Origin of the sequence: Paraburkholderia sp. GAS333 (assembly GCF_050435665.1) — a bacterium.
GTDB classification, from domain to species: Bacteria; Pseudomonadota; Gammaproteobacteria; order Burkholderiales; family Burkholderiaceae; genus Paraburkholderia; species Paraburkholderia fungorum_A.
Genome location: NZ_JBNDKS010000001.1, coordinates 1,285,704 through 1,301,547, shown reverse-complemented (window position 1 = coordinate 1,301,547; position 15,844 = coordinate 1,285,704). Strand labels below are relative to the sequence as shown.

The following is a 15,844-nucleotide window of genomic DNA, read 5'->3' as shown; positions in this document are numbered from 1 at the left end:
CGTGTTCGCCGCCTAGCTGGCTGCCTTGCTCATAGCCGTGTTGGCGGCTTTTTTTCTTGTGGTGTTTTATCAGAGCCGCACCCAAAGCAAACCGGATCGGCCCACCGCTGTTATCCGGCCGCCCACCCAACGAGCGTATCGCCGAAACCCCCGCTTGCACGGGCCGCCGCGCGCGCACTCGTAATCACCCGCGGCGCGGCGCTCCACGCGATGTGCGCGCCGATCGCGATCAGCCGGTCGACCAGCGCGACATCCTCGCTGCATGTCAGCGGTGGAAAGCCGCCTGCGCGCCGGTAAGCCTCCGCCGATACGCCCAGATTCGCGCCGTGAATATGCCGGTGGCCGTCCGCATCGACATAGGTCTTGCGGAAATATTCGCGCACGCTGTGCGGATGCGCGCTCCAGTCGTCGACGGCAATCGAGCCGCACACCGCGTCCGCATCGAGCGACAACTGCGCGACCAGCCACGTCGCCGACACCCGGCTGTCCGCATCGGTGAACGCGAGCCAGCGCGCGCCGTCGGCGAGCAGATAATCCGCGCCGGCAGCCCGCGCAATGCCGACATTGCGCGCCTTCAGCGCCAGCGTTTCGACGCCGTAAGCCCGCGCAATCGCGCCGGAGAAATCGTTGCACGCGTCGAGCACGACGACGATGCGCACCGTCTCGCCCGCGAGGTCTTCGTGACGCGACGCTTCGAGCAGCGCTGCGAGGCAAGGCGCGAGCAACGCCTCTTCGTTATGTGCCGGGACGATCACGCCGATCATAGAAGCCCCTCGCGTTGCGCGACCGACCGTGCGTCGCGCGACCATACGTCGATCAGCAGATCGGCTTCGTCGTGATGCGCGAGTCGCGACAGTCCGCATCGCGCATCGAACAATGCATGCGCGGAATCGGCGGATTGCAGCGCTTCAGCAAACGGCCTGCGCCAGTGACAGGCGAGCAGCGTGCCGTCGGTGGTCAGCGACGCGGCGATTCGCGCAGCGAGCGTTTCCAGTTCGTCGCCGTGCAGGTAATACGCGAATTCGCTGATCACGATCAGATCGAACGGCCCGGCTTCGGTCGGCCATTCGAGCGGCACTGTGCGCCGTTCGACGCGCACTTGCGGCATCCCGGCGACGCGTTCGCGCGCCAATGTCACCGCGCGTTCGTGCAGATCGGCGGCGAGCAGCGCGTCGCAGCGGCCCGCCAGTTCGGCGGTCAGTTCGCCGTTCGCGCAGCCGGGCTCGAACGCATTCCGATAACGCGGACGCGGCAGCAACGCGAGCGTCAGCGTACGTTTTCGGCGCTCATACCAGCCCTCGCGAAGCTTCCAAGGATCGTCGCTTTCCCTGTAGAGGTCGTCGAAATATTGGGCCGTCGAATTCATTCGATGATCCTCTGCTTCTTCAAGCGGTTTGACGCGGAGTGTCAGAGCGTCCATGGCGTGACTCCCGGCGTGGCGGAAACCAGTTCGCCGAGCGACGCCAGATCGCGTTCCGCATGGCTTTGCCGCAGGAACACGGGCAGGTCCGCGAGCGCGCGGGCAAAGTGCGCGTCGCGGCAGAGCGGACCGGCGCCGAGGGTGCGCGTGGCGTGTGTCATCACGACCGTCGCCGCTTCCTCGACGACAAGTCGCGCGCGCATCGCTTCGCGTTGTGCGTCGACGAGCGGATTGGCGTCGATATAGGCCGCCGTTTCGCGAAGCACAGCGGCGGCGGATACCAGCGCGACATCGACTGCGCCGAGGTGAGCCAACCGATGCGGATCGGCGCGCTGGGCGCAGGCATCGCGCAACGTGCGGCCGATCTGCGCCGCCGCGCCATACCAGCACGCGGCAATACCCGCACCGCCATGCCAGAACCCCGGCCGACGCACATACGCATGGGCCGCGCCGACCAGCGTCGCGGGCGTTCTGTCGAACGTCACATCGGCGCTGGCGGTGGCCTGCATGCCGACCGCCTGCCACTTCGACGCATCGATCGTGATCGACGGGTGATCCATGGCGACAGCGGCAAGCACGGGCTCGTTATCGAACCACGCAGTCACAAGCGCATGGCTGACAGCTTCCGCGCCCGAGCACCACGCCTTTGTTCCCGCGAGAACGACTTGAACGCCAGCGTCGGCATTGCTTCGGATTCCTGCCTGGATTGCCTGGACGCGCGCATCCGGCGGCTCGGCGGCCCACACGCCCCAGCGGCTCGCTGGAGGCGCGATTGGGCCACGCAGCTCCGCGAGAATCGCAAGCGCGTCGGTATGGCCTTCGAACAGTTTGATGAGACTGAGATCGCACGCGGCGACGGCCGCCAGTACACGCCAGCGGGCCAGCGTCTGACCTTGAGCGGGGAGCGGCATGAGTGGCGCATGGTCATAACCGTGCTCGATGAGCAGGCGCAAACCGTCACCTGGCGAAACGGCATGAATGGAGTCGAAGCGCGTGTCGCGCAGAACGTCTTCCAGCGCATTTTCCGGCGCATCAACAGGCTTTACGTCCTGCCCCGCCCCCGCCCCAACTGCCGGATTCGATGAAGCCGAAAAACACGAATCGCCGCTTCCGGTTTTACCGGACGGGCTGTCGCCCGGTCTTCCGCGAGAATCGGCAAAAGGCCGCGCATTGACGGCGGCCGCACGGCCTTGCGTATCGAGCATCGTGCCTCCCTGAAGCGCTTCGATCGGTCCGCGGCGCTGGTCGCCGCAGAGCATACAAAACGCACAGCAAGCGTCGTGCCGCAACTATTGGACGACGAAACGCATTGCTATCTTCAGGGACTTCGGTTTATGCGAAGGACAATTCGCAACAGGAACACGACGGGAACACTACGGCCGCCGACGCGGCTCGACCCGCGCGAGCAACTCATCGAACAACGACAACTCCACCGGCTTCACCAGATGCGCATGGAAACCTGCATCGCGAGTACGTTCGCGGTCGCTCGCGTGACCGAAGCCGGTCATCGCCGCATACATCGTGTCGGCCAGCTCGGGCATCTTGAGCAACGCGGCGATGGTCGCGTAACCGTCCATCTTCGGCATCGCGATGTCGATCACGCAAAGATGGGGCGCAAATTGCGGTGCGATCTGGATCGCCTGCTCGCCCTCGTACGCGACACGCACTTCGTGGCCCTTGAGTTCGAGCAGCATCCCGAGGCTGTCGGCGGAATCGTGGTTGTCGTCGATCAGCAAAATCCGCAATGGCGTGACCTGCTGAGACTCCGCGCCGGTTTCATCGGCGGGAGACTCGGACGATGCAGCCGCGAGCGGCAAACTCAACGTGAACGCGCTGCCGCAACCCGGCCCGTCGCTGCTCGCAAAAATGCTGCCGCCGTGCATTTCCACCAGCGATTTGCACAGCGTCAGGCCAATCCCAAGACCGCCCTCGCCCGAACTCTGCGCGGCCTTTTCCTGCGCAAACAGTTCGAAGATGCGGTCGAGCGAACGCGCGGGAATCCCGCAGCCCGCGTCGCGTACTTCGATCACGGCCATGTTGTAGTCGATGCGTGCCAGCACGTCGATGACACTGCCCACCGGCGAAAATTTCGACGCGTTATGCAGCAGGTTTTGCAGCACCTGAACAAGCCGCGTCAGGTCGCCGCGAATGGTCATCGGCTCGAGCGGAAGATGCTCGACGACACGCTGATTACGCGCGTCGGTGAACGGCCGCGCGGCCTCGGTCGCGCGCGCGACCAGTTCGCCCAGATCGACACGCGAATAACGCAGTTCGACCTTGTCCGACATGATCCGGCCCACGTCGAGCAGGTCGTCGACCAGCCGCGTGAGGTGCGTGACCTGACGGTCGATCAGATCGCGTGCGCGTGCGAGCACGGGGCTCAGCCCGGTCTCCATCTGCATCACGCCCACCGCGTTGCGGACTGGCGCGAGCGGATTGCGCAACTCGTGCGCGAGCGTCGCCAGAAATTTGCGCAGACGTTCGCTCGAACGCTCCGCTTCTTCCCGCTGACGCCGCTCGGTCAGATCGCGCGTGACCTTGGCGAAGCCGCGCAGCCGGTTCGACTCGTCATGCACCGCCGTAATGTTGACGTTCGCCCAGAAGGTCGTGCCGTCCTTGCGCACCCGCCAGCCCTCGTCTTCCACATGCCCAAGCTGCCGCGCGATAGCCAGCTCGCGAGCCGGCTTGCCCGCAGCCGCTTCTTCCTGCAAATAGAACTGCGAGAAATGCCGGCCGACGATTTCATCGCGCGTATAGCCCTTGATTCGCGCGGCGCCCGCATTCCAGCTCACCACGAAGCCTTGCGGATCGAGCATGAAGATCGCGTAGTCCTTGACGCTGTCGACCAGCAAACGGAAGCGCTCTTCGCTCTGCCGCAATGCTTCGACGTACTCGCGTTGCGCGGTCAGGTCGCGCGTGATCTTTGCAAAGCCGGTCAGGATGCCCGCATCGTTACGGATCGCCGTGATGACCACATTCGACCAGAACGTTGTGCCGTCCTTGCGAACCCGCCAGCCTTCGTCTTCGAAACGGCCGGTTAGCGACGCCTGCTGCAACTCGTAAGCGGGCCAGTCGCGCGCTATGGCTTCTTCGGTATAAAAGCGCGAAAAGTGCTGGCCGACGATTTCCGCCTCCGTGTAACCCTCGATCTTCTGCGCGCCGACGTTCCAGCTAACGACCCGTCCGGTGGCGTCGAGCAGGAAGATTGCATAGTCTTCGATCGCCTGCACCAGTTGCCAGTAATCGACATCGAGAGGCCGGGCCGGACGCGTTGGGGTGACATGGGCCGGCTCACCGCTGTCGTGGGAGGGGGGGACGTCGAGCTGTTTCATGGTGCATATGTAGAGGGGGTTTTGCCCGGAAGGATACACCGCGCATGCGTCGCTGCCGGGCCTATCGTTTCACCTGAGAGGTTTTTTTCCGGGAGGCTTTCGCGTTGGCAGGAGCCGCATAAAACAGACCCGGAGCACGTTGCCGGATGCCAGGCCTCGCGTTTGCTACTCCATGTCTACCTCACTTCGAAGCATCGACATAAAGGAGCCTCAATGAAACAAGCCTTCACAACCCTCGCCTTCGTCGCCGCGGTCGCGCTTACCAGCACGGTCGCGCATGCCGAAGGCTGTACCAAAGGCGCTGTGGTGGGCGGCGTCACCGGCCACGTTGCCGGGGATCACGGCGTAGCGGGCGCAGCAGCAGGCTGTGCGATCGGCCATCACGAAGCGAAGAAGAAGGACAAGGCGGCAAGCGCGGCGGCGTCAGCGAGTCAACCTGCGGGCAAATAACCGCTCGCCCAGCGTATTTATGCCCATGTCGCCAGTCATTTGAAAAACAGGCCGCTCGTGACAGGAAATCACGAGCGGCCTGCTCGAATAGCCCCTAGTTAAATCAGTGCTTAAACCGCCACTGTCTGGTCCTTAATTCGTGGGTTAAAACCATCGGCTTCCGGGAACGCGCTCAACTTGCCGCGCCCAGCTTTTCCGCCAGTTTCGCGTCGTAACTCGAATGCACATGCACGCGTTTTTTCTCGGGATACGCGTACGAATACGCCTTGCGCAGCGCGAGCGATGCCTCGTGGAAACCCGACAGGATCAGCTTCTGCTTGTTCGGATAATTAGCGATGTCGCCCACCGCGAAAATGCCGGGCCGCGAGCTTTCGTAATAGGAAGTATCGACATCGATGCGGCCGCCGTGAATCGTCAGCCCCCACTGCGCAATCGGACCGAGATCGGCCACCAGGCCGTATAGCGCGACGACGTGTTCGGTTTCAAGTTGCGTCTCGCCTTCGAGTTGCCGCAGCGTCAGCGACCTGAGCGTATCGCCTTCGACGTTAAGCGCCGAAATCGCCCCGACGACGAAGTCCATCTCGTCCGCCTCGACCGCGCGCCGCATCAACTCGACGCTCGAATCGGCCGCGCTGAAACCGTTGCGCCGATGCACCAGCGTCACGCGCCGCGCAACTTTGCGCAACGCGAGCGCCCAGTCGAGCGCCGAATCGCCGCCGCCCGCGACGACCACGGTCTTGTCCGCGAAATCGGCGAGGCGCGGCACGCTGTAATGCACATGACGCGACTCCAGAGGCACGGCCTCGGCGAGCGCGAGCTTTTGCGGCACGAACGCGCCGTTGCCCGCCGCCAGCAGGATCGCCGCGACGTCGAACACGAGCGCGCCGCTGGTCCGCACGGTCCAGCGGCCGTCGTCGCGCTGTTCGACCGATTCGACTCGCTGTTCGAGGTGAATCGGCACGTTGAACGGCTTGCATTGCGCAATCAGACGGTCGACCAGTTCGCGCGCGGTGCATGACGGGATGGCGGGAATGTCGTAAATCGGCTTGTCGGGATAAAGCTCAGTGCACTGGCCGCCCACTTTGTCGAGCACGTCGACGATCTGACACGACAGGCCGATCACGCCCGCCTCGAACGCCGCAAACAGTCCCACAGGACCGGCGCCGACGATCAGGACATCGGTGCGGATGGGGGTTGGATGGGGGTCGGCGGTGGGCGTCATGGGCGTTTCTCTTCGATTGGGTCGATTGGGTAGTGGCTCACCATACCGAATCGACCGAAGCGCGGCAACGATGCCATTACAAGTGGTAAGGACGCTTGGCGAAGGCCTGGAGGCAGAGCTTTAACGTTCTGCGACGACGAGGATGACGATTTGCACACGACGGCGTGGGTGTACAGAAGGCCCCCTAATACGCCCCCCATGCGAGGTAGTCGTAAGAGATCCGGCTACCGTGTCGGCCCTTTAGCGCAATCTGTAATCGCGCCAATCTGCAACGTCGCGGAGGTCAGAGGAGACACCCGCGACGCCTTACTTTCCAAGCGACGCAAGAAAAGCCAGAAAATCGTCAATCAGCAGTGGTTTGGCGAAGTAATGATCGAAGCCGGCCTGAGCCGCATTGTTTCGATAATCGTCGCTGGAATATCCGCTGAGTGCGACGAGCGTGAGATGCGTAGAAGCCCGCACTTTGCGCAATGCAATCGCAACATCGAACCCAGGCATGTCCGGCAAGCCGAGGTCGACGACCGCGACCGAAGGATTGAATGTTTCCGCCGTCGACAACGCGCTCCTGCCGTCGTAAGCAACCGCACATTCGTAGCCGTGTATCTCCAGAAGCGCCGCCAGCGAATCGGCCGAATCTTTGTTGTCGTCGACAATCAACACCCTGTGTTCGCCGTTGCCCTCGCTCTGTAGCGCGGCTGGGGTTGCTTCAACAACTTCCTCGTCGACGATCGGCAAGGTAACCACAATACGGCTTCCCATGCCGATGCCGTCGCTATACGCAGCGACCGAGCCTCCGTGATCCCGTACGAGTCGCTGCACGACGGTCAATCCGATGCCGAGGCCTGCGTCCTGCCGCCCGATCGAGGTCGCGCCTTGCGCAAACAGGTCGAATACGCGCGGCAGCATGGCTGGATCGATCCCCACTCCCCGGTCGCTGACCGTCACCTGCACGTCGTCACCGACGCGCGTAGCCCGGATGTCGATCACATCCGGCTGCTTCGTATAGCGGGCGGCGTTATGAATGATGTTATTGAAAACCTGCTTCAAACGGGCGATATCGACTCGAACCGAGAGGATTTCGGGCGGGTACTCGACGCGAACCCGATGGCCGCGCCGCTCTATCTCCGCCAGCGACATTTCGATGCCCCCGTCGATCAGCGCGGTGACCGAGGCGACTTCGGTCTGAAGCTCCACCTTTCCCCGGGTGATACGGGAAACGTCGAGCAGATCGTTGACCATGCGGGACAACTGCGCAGTCTGCCGGGCGATCACCGCAAACGTCTGCTCACGAGATTCCGCGACGGTGCGCTCAGCTAATTCGAGCGACAGCGAGATCGCCGCCAGCGGATTGCGCAACTCATGCGCGAGCATCGCCAGAAACTCGTTCTTGCGCAAATCGGCGTCTTCAAGTTCCGCTTTCTTCCGACGCAATTCTTCGAGCGTCAACAGCATTTCGCGGTTCTGCTGTTCGAGTTCCTCGACCGGCGTTTGCGGCTTGCGGCGTGTGAGTTGCTCGACACGCGAGCTTAATTCACGCCCGGAAAGCCGTGCGGTACCGCGCGGGAGAAATATTTCCAGCGTGACCGTTGTCCCTTTGCCGGGTTCGGAGTGAATAAAGAACCCGTCGGTCATGCGCTGGCTGCCGGGGATGCCGACACCGACTTCGCCCGTGCGGCCCTGATGGTCTCTGAGCAACTCATCGACATTCGCGATGCCGGGGCCGTTATCGCTGATCTGCGCGATCACGCACTGCGTCTCGTCCGCGTCGGTGGCGTCGCCGACCAGGAAGGTCAGCGTACCGCCGCCCGCAAACTGAACCGCGTTGCGCGCGATCTCCGACACGGCGGTGATAAAGCGCGTCCGCTGCACGTTATCGAGTCCAAACAGTTCGCCGATCTGTCGCGACCGGTCACGAATGGCCACGAGGCTGAGGTTCGTACTAATCGGCGTCGACAGAATTCGGTGACGCATATCAGGATGCCTTCACGACGACGATCGTTGCATCGTCCGTATCGCGCGCGAAGTCGCGGTGCAGGACGTTGGCGATCAGACTCGGATGCCGGTCGACAAGACCGGGATGACGGTTCAGATTCCAGCGTGTGGAGAGCCCGTCGGTGGTCGCGACGAATACGCTGCCCCGGGTCAGGGGCACTTCGCTCGGACGAACGGTGCGCATGTTATAGCCGACGGTGCCGTCCGTTGAAATCAGATGCTGCGTATCGTTACCGGAAGCGACGATTCCAACTATGTTACCGACGCCGGCAAACGACATGAGCGCTTTATCCGCATTGAACATCGCGACGGCCATCACGGCTCCCCGCGTCGTCTTGATGCCTTGATGAACGGCGCGCAAAACGTCCGCCGGTGTGTCGTTGATACCGGCTTGCTGGAATATGCCGACAGCACGGTTCGATGCCTCTGCGGCCAGTGGGCCATGACCTAGTCCGTCCAGCAGCGCAATCCAGAGACCGTTACCGGTGTGCCGGATGCCAAACGCGTCGCCGCAGATATCCTGCCCAAGTTTCGGCGTGGATCTCGCGCCGACCTCGAACGGGTGCGCCGCTGCATCACAGGAGTTGGCAATCCGGGCCAGCAGTGCCGTCCCGCAACCCGTCACGGAGTAGATATCGAACAGCGTCGAGTGCCGTTCGATGGTGCCGAGGCCGGCTCCCAGACTCCCGCCGGTAGAGAAGCCGTCAGTGCGTGCCGAGGTCAGATTGGTAATGCCAGGGCCTCGATCGAGCGCGATCACTTCAAGCCCTTGAGCCGCGCCTTCCTGATAATTCCTGAGCGTGACCTGACCCTGGCCTGCGTACTTGAGAATATTGGTCGCGGCCTCTGTGACGACGAGCGCGGCATCGGCCTGGCGTTTTTCCGATAACCCTAGCGCGTGCGCCATATGTATTGCGCGACGACGCACATCAGCGACACCGCTCTTGTCGGTCAGGCTTAGCGTCGCTTCCATTGGATAATGCTCACTCTGGTGCCTTGTCCCACAATTGAAGTAATTTCGAATTCGTTGACGAGCCGGCGCGCACCGCCGAGCCCCAGACCCATGCTTTTGGCTGTGCTGAAGCCGTCTTCGAGCGCGCGCTCGATGTCGGGAATACCCGGTCCAGAGTCTTCAAAAACAAGTTTGATGCCGGGCCGGCCTCCCTGATTGACCTCGGCAATCGTGAGCGTGCCGCCCTGCCCGTGAACCAGCGTGTTGCGAGCCAACTCGCTCGCAGCGGTGACGAACTTGGTCCGCTCCAGCGTGCCGAAGGCCATTCGCACGGCCCATTCCTGGACTGTTTTACGAGCGAGATTGACCTGGTCGCCAGAGCGAATGTCCAGTACGACTTCGCTTAATTTAACGATGGCGGCTCTCCCGCGTCGTCCAGCGATGCGCGCAGTAACGCCATACCTTTGTCGACATCGAGCGCCGTGCGGATTCCGTGAAGCGACATGCCAAGTTCAACCAGCGTGATCGCCACGGCAGGCCGCATTCCGACGAGGACGGTCGTGGCGTCCATGATGCGCGCCATCGCGGCGATATGGCCCAGCGTGCGTCCGATGAACGAATCGACGATCTCGAGAGCAGAGATGTCGATCAGCACGCCTCGCGCACGCGTGCGCTCGATCCGCGACGTCAGGTCGTCCTGCAGGCCCAGCACCAATTCGTCATGGAGCTCGACCTGAATCGAAACCAGCAGAAACTCGCCGAGCTTGAGAACTGGAATCTGCTCCATTTCAGTTGTCCTGCTTCAGGGCCGAGAGCTTGCCGACGCCGAGGCCGACTCGACGCAGGGCGACCTTCAGCGCTTCAGCGAGCGTCGCCTTCGTGACCACATCGCCCAGATCGACGCCAAGGTGCACGATGGTCTGCGCGATTTGCGGACGAATTCCGCTGATGATGCATTCGGCGCCCATCAGGCGCGCAGCGGCCACTGTCTTGAGCAGGTGCTGTGCAACGAGCGTGTCGACCGTCGGAACACCGGTGATATCGATGATGGCAATCGCAGCTTCGTTTTCGACGATCGAATCGAGCAGGCTTTCCATGACGACCTGGGTGCGCTCGCTGTCGAGCGTACCGATCAGCGGCAGCGCCACGATCGAATCCCACAGCCGCACCACCGGCGTGGTCAGATCGAGCAATTCCTGCTGCTGACGCTCGATGATCTCCTGACGCGTTTCCTGGTAAGCCTCGACCGTCAGCAGGCCGAGCCTGTCGAGCGTTTGCGTCAGCTTCCAGAGTTCGTCTACCAGGCGGGACGAATCCTTGCCGAACTCTTTCCGCAACGCGTCAAACAAGGGCTTTTTCAGCGAAAAGATGAAGGTGGCAGTTTCCGCCGGGGAAAAACCCTGCACGACACGTTCACGCGACAGCGCGATGAGATGTGCGCGGATAGCCTGCCAGGCTTCGCCGCTCAATTCCTCGTCGTAGTCGCTTTTGACTGCCTTCGCGAAGATCGCGAGAAATACCCGTGACGTTTCTTTCAGTTCGCCGTCCGAGATCACTCCTTGCCGCGAACCGCCCGCCAACTGTCCATCGACCCACGCCGTCAGGATAGAACTTTCGTTCTTTTCCAGAATGGCACCCAAATCTGTCTGATCGCTCAATGTTTGCTCCTGAGTGGGTTCATGCGCTATCCAACGAGTGCCATATCATACAGTCCGGCGATTTCGGCGGACCGTGTGTCTTCTCTTCCTTGAATGAATTTTTTAGCGGAGGTTGCGCTCTCGCACAAAGGAAGTTTTGGGCGCACACGTAAACCCTGAATTTTCCGATCTGGCAGCCGTCTATCGGTACTTTCTACGACACCCGATCCGTTTTTTTCGTGCAGTGCCGCACGCAAATTTGCGATTTCCCCGGCGCGCATTCAGCCACCACATTACGTCGCTAGTGGCCTTGATAAGAGTCTGTATGGCAACCTGCCGACTCTTTCCGATTTCCGCAGCCGCACCGGTATCGATTTAGACGCCGGCACGAGGCTGCCCTTCGCGTGATGCGACAGCGGGATGAGCCGGTTGCATTCAGTAGCGGCTCATGACACAACTGGCCGGCGTATCGAGAGCATGTACGCGCGAGAAGTTAATACAGGCAGGAAGTTCCGGGCGACGCGCGTCCTGACACGTAGAACATGGCCTCTTCTGCTTCAATTGCGCGTCACCCTTTTGCGATCCCGGCGAACGCGTGTTCCCCTGTCGTTTGCGAGGACCGGTCGGTGGCCGGGTCCCAGCGCGCGGGTGCAGTCAGCCATCCTGACGATTCGGGTTCGGTCAGTGTGTGTGGTGCAAAAAAATCGGGATCGATATGTTTGCTGGCGACGTCCCATGCGGTCGCATTCGCCCCCTTCTCGCAGCATGTAGCGTCACGCGAGCTCACCCTCACTGGCACGCTTTTATCGTCGATTGGCGGCTGAGGTATGAAGCTCCCGATTACTCCCGGCTCATCAAATGCGAAGACGGTTTGCGGGTCTTACGTCGTGCTGGCAGTTGCCAAAGGCGGCTTCGCACGCGCTGATGAGCTGGGTATGCCACACGCAATCTGGTGCACGGCCCGCTACGACAAACGAATAAAAACGGGCAGCGTAACGCGTCCGCACATACGCACCTTTATCCGCGTGCAGGGAACGGCTCTTGCGATGTCAGCAACACCAGGCCGCGCTCGATCATCGTCGTTGACATCGTTCGCAGGTAATGCGCAGCGACATCTGACGAAGATCACAACGCCTTTCCTATCCCGGAGTTATTCATGGCCGACACCCGCAATCAATTCACCATGCAGGACCCCACCAGACAATATCCGCAGCCGCCCTTCGAACGGCAGCCGCAATCAGCGCCCGGACTGGCGCAGAAGATGACTCCGAAGCCCGATCACGGCGAGACGAGCTACAAGGGATTCGGTCGACTCGCCGGCCGCCGCGCACTGATCACCGGCGCGGACAGCGGCATTGGACGAGCGGTTGCGATCGCATTCGCCCGCGAAGGTGCCGATGTGGCGCTGAACTATTTGCCGAGCGAGGAAGCGGACGCACGCGAGGTCATCCGGCTCGTTGAAGAAGCTGGCAGGAAGGCAATCGCCCTGCCCGGCGACGTTGGCGACGAGGCGTTTTGCCTCCGACTTGTCGAACAGTCGGTCGGGCAACTCGGCGGCCTCGATATTCTGGTGAACGTGGCGGGCAAGCAGGTATTCGTCGAAGATATCGCCGATCTCACCACGCAGCAGCTCGAAACGACCTTCCGCACCAATGTCTTTGCGATGTTCTGGCTCTGCAAGGCAGCTTTGCCGCATCTGCCGCCGGGCGCGACCATCATCAATACGACGTCGATCCAGAGTTATCAGCCAAGCCCGGGTCTGCTCGACTACGCGTCGACCAAAGCGGCCATCACGGCCTTCACCCACGGCCTGGCGAAACAGGTGATCGGTAAAGGCGTCCGTGTCAATGCAGTTGCACCAGGTCCAGTGTGGACACCGCTTCAGCCGAGCGGCGGGCAGCCGCAGGAGAAAGTCGAAGAATTCGGCTCCGAAGCGCCGATGAAGCGCCCCGGCCAGCCTGCGGAACTCGCGCCTGTCTATGTACTGCTGGCGTCGCAGGAGTCGAGCTTTGTGACGGGCGAAGTGTATGGCGTGACCGGTGGCAATCACTTGCCTTGATAAGACCTGAAGCGGGTATGCGGCGGTGTCGGCGTTCGATTCGTGCGCCCGGCATCGCTTCGCAAGATCGCGTTGCTCGTTGCCATTGGAAAAACTGCTTTCTGCGGGCTGTCTGCACGGCATCGAGCGATGCTAACCATAAAAAATGAGAGCCCTGAGAACGCCTGTCCGAAGCCGCCGCGAAACCGTCAAAGTGGTCACCTGAAAATACCTAAAATCGGTCATTTTTAGAATCCATTTCGACGTCTAAGATTCACTCATCGCGTCACGGAATGCCAGCAGAACAGCGTCCAGCCACGCGTTCAACCATCCCACTGAGGAGTGAATCATGGAACAACGTCTCGACTTCTACAAAGCCAATCCCGCCGCGATCAAGGCAATGCTCGGCGTCGAAGAACGCATCGGCAAATCGGCGCTCGAAAAATCGCTGACCGAACTGGTGCGTCTGCGTGCATCGCAGATCAACGGCTGCGCATTCTGCGTCGACATGCACACCACCGACGCCCGCAAAGGCGGCGAAACCGAGCGCCGTCTCGCCACCGTAGTGGTATGGCGCGAAACGCCGTTCTTCACCGACCGCGAACGCGCCGCACTCGAATGGACCGAAGCGGTGACGCTGGTGTCGCACGAGCATGTGCCCGATGCCGTGTGGGAAGCCGTGCGTCCGCATTTCAGCGACGAGGAACTGGTCGACCTGACGCTGCTGATTTCGGCGATCAACGCATGGAACCGCTTTGCGATTTCGTTCCGCAAGATGCCTGCATAAAAGGCTGCACGACGCGCTGCATGAAAGGACTCCCTAAGGCCTGCATGAAGGACCCGCGTCAAAGCCAGATCATGCCGAACCCGCTACGCGAGCGCTCAATAAGCCGCTTCGCGTAGCGCCCGGTCGCCCGACACCTTGAAAGCCGCCGTCAACTCGCTCAACTGCCGCGCCTGATCGGCCAGCGAGTTCGCGGTCGCCGCGCTTTCCTCGACCAGCGCCGCATTGTGCTGGGTCACCTCGTCCATTTGCGTGACGGCGAGGCTCACCTGTTTGATCCCCTCGCTCTGCTCCTTCGACGCCGCCGCGATCTCGCCGACGATCCGCGCGACCCGTTCGATAGCGGCTTCGATGTTCTGCATCGTGCCGCCCGCTTCGTTGACGAGGCCTGCGCCGTTTTCCACGCGCGAGGTGGACTCCGCGATCAGCGCGCCGATTTCCTTCGCGGCCGCCGCCGAGCGTTGCGCGAGACTGCGCACTTCGCCCGCGACCACCGCAAAACCGCGCCCTTCCTCGCCCGCTCGCGCCGCTTCGACGGCCGCATTCAGCGCAAGAATATTGGTCTGGAAAGCAATGCCCTCGATTGCGGTGATGATGCCGGTCATCTTCGACGAACCCGCGTGAATCACGCGCATGGTCTCGACCATGCTGCCGACCGAATCGCGCCCGCGCGCGGCCATCTCCGATGCGCGCAGCGCCAGTTCGCTCGCGTGATGCGCGTTCTCGGCGTTCAGTTGCACGGTCGACGTGAGTTGCTCCATCGCCGCCGCCGTCTGTTCGAGCGACGCGGCCTGTTCCTCGGTCCGTTGCGACAGATCGAGATTGCCTGCCGCAATCTGCTGGGTCGACGACGCAATCGAATGAGAGCCGGCCCGCACCGTGGTGACGGTTGCGCCGAGCTTGTCCTGCATCGACGCGACGCCGCGCAACAGCGTCGCCATTTCGTCGTTCGAACGGATCGTCACGCGGGTCGTCAATTCACCGGCGGCGATCGCGTCGAACTGGCGCAGCGCGTCGTTCAGCGGCGTCATGATCGCGCGGCGCAACGTGCGCCAACTGACGAACGCCACCGTCAAGCCCAGCACGATGCTGCCGATACACGCGATCAGCAGCGTATGAAAGCGCGCCGCCGAGCGGTCGTTCGCGTCGCTCGCCTGCTGATTCAGGTAGTTTTCCAGCGCACCCTGGCTCGTGTTCATCGCCGTATAAAGGCCGATCAGGTGATTCGCGCGGCCCTCGTCCATCCAGCTCACGTCGCCGCTGCGGATCGCCTCGACCAGCTTGTCGATACCGTCACGCCGCACAGCCGTGCGCTTCGCGTCGAGGTCGTCGGTGAGGGTTTGCAGTTCCGGCGTTTTCGGCAGCTCGCGGAATGTGCGCCACCATTTGTCCGATTCGCCGAGCAGCATGTTCGCGCGTTCGAGTTGCGCGGTCAGTTGCGGCGAGTGCGGATTGCTCATCGCCCAGTCAAGGCCGAAGCGCGCCCGCGACATGGCGGTGCCCGATTTGCCGAGCGCGACGACCGACGCGAAGTGGACCGCGTACGCGTCGTGCTGCGCGTCGTTGCTTTCGTCCATGCCGAGAATGCCGAGGGCGCCGGTGGCGATCAACAGCACGCCGAGAAACGCGATGGTGATCGCGATGCGGAGATTGATGGTGAGGTGTCTGGTCATCGTGATTGTTCTGGCTCTGGCTGGTCTCGCGCTCTGGCTCATGACGTGCGGCTCCTGCGCACGGATGAAAGGCGATGTGTCCCGACGCCTTCCACGTGGCCACTCTGTACTTCCTGCTCAAACGATTTTTTGTTCCTTATTTGGAACATCTAACCGTATATGGAAAGTATATCGAGACAGGATCGTGCGAAAAAATAAAATCTGAAAGACGCGGTAAACGCGCAACAGGCGTGGCAGCGTCTGTGGAGACCGTATCTGGAGGAGTTGGAGGGCCGGGAAAGGCCACGATCAGGGCGCGCATTGCGCGCGCCGCCATTCATTTCTGGTTGCGGCTAACAGCATGT

General features: G+C 62.0%; 14 protein-coding genes. 3 read left to right on the top strand and 11 right to left on the bottom strand.

The window, feature by feature from the left end:
- Positions 1-110: 110 nt before the first annotated feature.
- From ABH945_RS05845 to ABH945_RS05830, 4 genes are all read right to left on the bottom strand, one after another.
- Positions 111-764: a glycosyltransferase gene (locus ABH945_RS05845; RefSeq protein WP_074764123.1), complete on the bottom strand. Its 654-nt coding sequence runs from the start codon at positions 762-764 to the stop codon at positions 111-113.
- Positions 761-1,366 (bottom strand): class I SAM-dependent methyltransferase, encoded by a 606-nt coding sequence (locus tag ABH945_RS05840; protein WP_429249973.1) that lies wholly within the window; start codon positions 1,364-1,366, stop codon positions 761-763. The genes ABH945_RS05845 and ABH945_RS05840 overlap by 4 nt, the downstream gene beginning before the upstream one ends.
- A gap of 41 nt (positions 1,367-1,407) precedes the next feature.
- Positions 1,408-2,625, bottom strand: a complete 1,218-nt coding sequence (locus ABH945_RS05835; RefSeq protein ID WP_429249972.1) for an acyl-CoA dehydrogenase — start codon at positions 2,623-2,625, stop codon at positions 1,408-1,410.
- A gap of 168 nt (positions 2,626-2,793) precedes the next feature.
- Positions 2,794-4,752 (bottom strand): hybrid sensor histidine kinase/response regulator, encoded by a 1,959-nt coding sequence (locus ABH945_RS05830; protein ID WP_429249971.1) that lies wholly within the window; start codon positions 4,750-4,752, stop codon positions 2,794-2,796.
- Positions 4,753-4,965: 213 nt separating this feature from the next.
- Here ABH945_RS05830 and ABH945_RS05825 point away from each other — a divergent pair, with 213 nt between their 5' ends.
- A complete protein-coding gene (locus ABH945_RS05825; protein WP_429249970.1) occupies positions 4,966-5,202 on the top strand; it encodes a hypothetical protein in 237 nt (78 codons plus the stop codon).
- A gap of 172 nt (positions 5,203-5,374) precedes the next feature.
- Here the strand turns inward: ABH945_RS05825 and ABH945_RS05820 are convergent, their stop codons facing one another.
- The 6 genes from ABH945_RS05820 to ABH945_RS05795 all read right to left on the bottom strand — a co-directional run bounded on the left by ABH945_RS05820 (position 5,375) and on the right by ABH945_RS05795 (position 11,026).
- On the bottom strand, positions 5,375-6,424 hold the full coding sequence (locus ABH945_RS05820) for an NAD(P)/FAD-dependent oxidoreductase (RefSeq protein ID WP_429249969.1): 1,050 nt from the start codon (positions 6,422-6,424) through the stop codon (positions 5,375-5,377).
- A gap of 306 nt (positions 6,425-6,730) precedes the next feature.
- A complete protein-coding gene (locus ABH945_RS05815) occupies positions 6,731-8,395 on the bottom strand; it encodes an ATP-binding response regulator (protein ID WP_429249968.1) in 1,665 nt (554 codons plus the stop codon).
- A 1-nt stretch (position 8,396) separates the two neighbouring features.
- Entirely contained in the window at positions 8,397-9,389 is a 993-nt protein-coding gene (locus ABH945_RS05810) for an ATP-binding SpoIIE family protein phosphatase (RefSeq protein ID WP_074764128.1), read from the bottom strand.
- Positions 9,374-9,694 carry an anti-sigma regulatory factor gene (locus ABH945_RS05805; RefSeq protein WP_253189671.1) on the bottom strand — a complete coding sequence of 107 codons (321 nt, stop codon included), beginning with the start codon at positions 9,692-9,694 and terminating at the stop codon, positions 9,374-9,376. The genes ABH945_RS05810 and ABH945_RS05805 overlap by 16 nt, the downstream gene beginning before the upstream one ends.
- 77 nt (positions 9,695-9,771) lie before the next feature.
- Positions 9,772-10,155 (bottom strand): STAS domain-containing protein, encoded by a 384-nt coding sequence (locus tag ABH945_RS05800; protein ID WP_074764130.1) that lies wholly within the window; start codon positions 10,153-10,155, stop codon positions 9,772-9,774.
- Between the two features lies 1 nt (position 10,156).
- Complete coding sequence (locus ABH945_RS05795; protein WP_074764131.1) at positions 10,157-11,026, bottom strand: STAS domain-containing protein; 870 nt, start codon at positions 11,024-11,026, stop codon at positions 10,157-10,159.
- A 1,135-nt stretch (positions 11,027-12,161) separates the two neighbouring features.
- Here ABH945_RS05795 and ABH945_RS05790 point away from each other — a divergent pair.
- Positions 12,162-13,064: an SDR family oxidoreductase gene (locus ABH945_RS05790; RefSeq protein ID WP_429249967.1), complete on the top strand. Its 903-nt coding sequence runs from the start codon at positions 12,162-12,164 to the stop codon at positions 13,062-13,064.
- Positions 13,065-13,392: 328 nt separating this feature from the next.
- On the top strand, positions 13,393-13,830 hold the full coding sequence (locus ABH945_RS05785) for a carboxymuconolactone decarboxylase family protein (RefSeq protein WP_074764133.1): 438 nt from the start codon (positions 13,393-13,395) through the stop codon (positions 13,828-13,830).
- A gap of 95 nt (positions 13,831-13,925) precedes the next feature.
- On the opposite strand, the gene ABH945_RS05780 is transcribed toward ABH945_RS05785, so the two are convergent.
- Positions 13,926-15,500 (bottom strand): methyl-accepting chemotaxis protein, encoded by a 1,575-nt coding sequence (locus ABH945_RS05780; RefSeq protein WP_074764134.1) that lies wholly within the window; start codon positions 15,498-15,500, stop codon positions 13,926-13,928.
- Between the last annotated feature and the right edge of the window lie 344 nt (positions 15,501-15,844).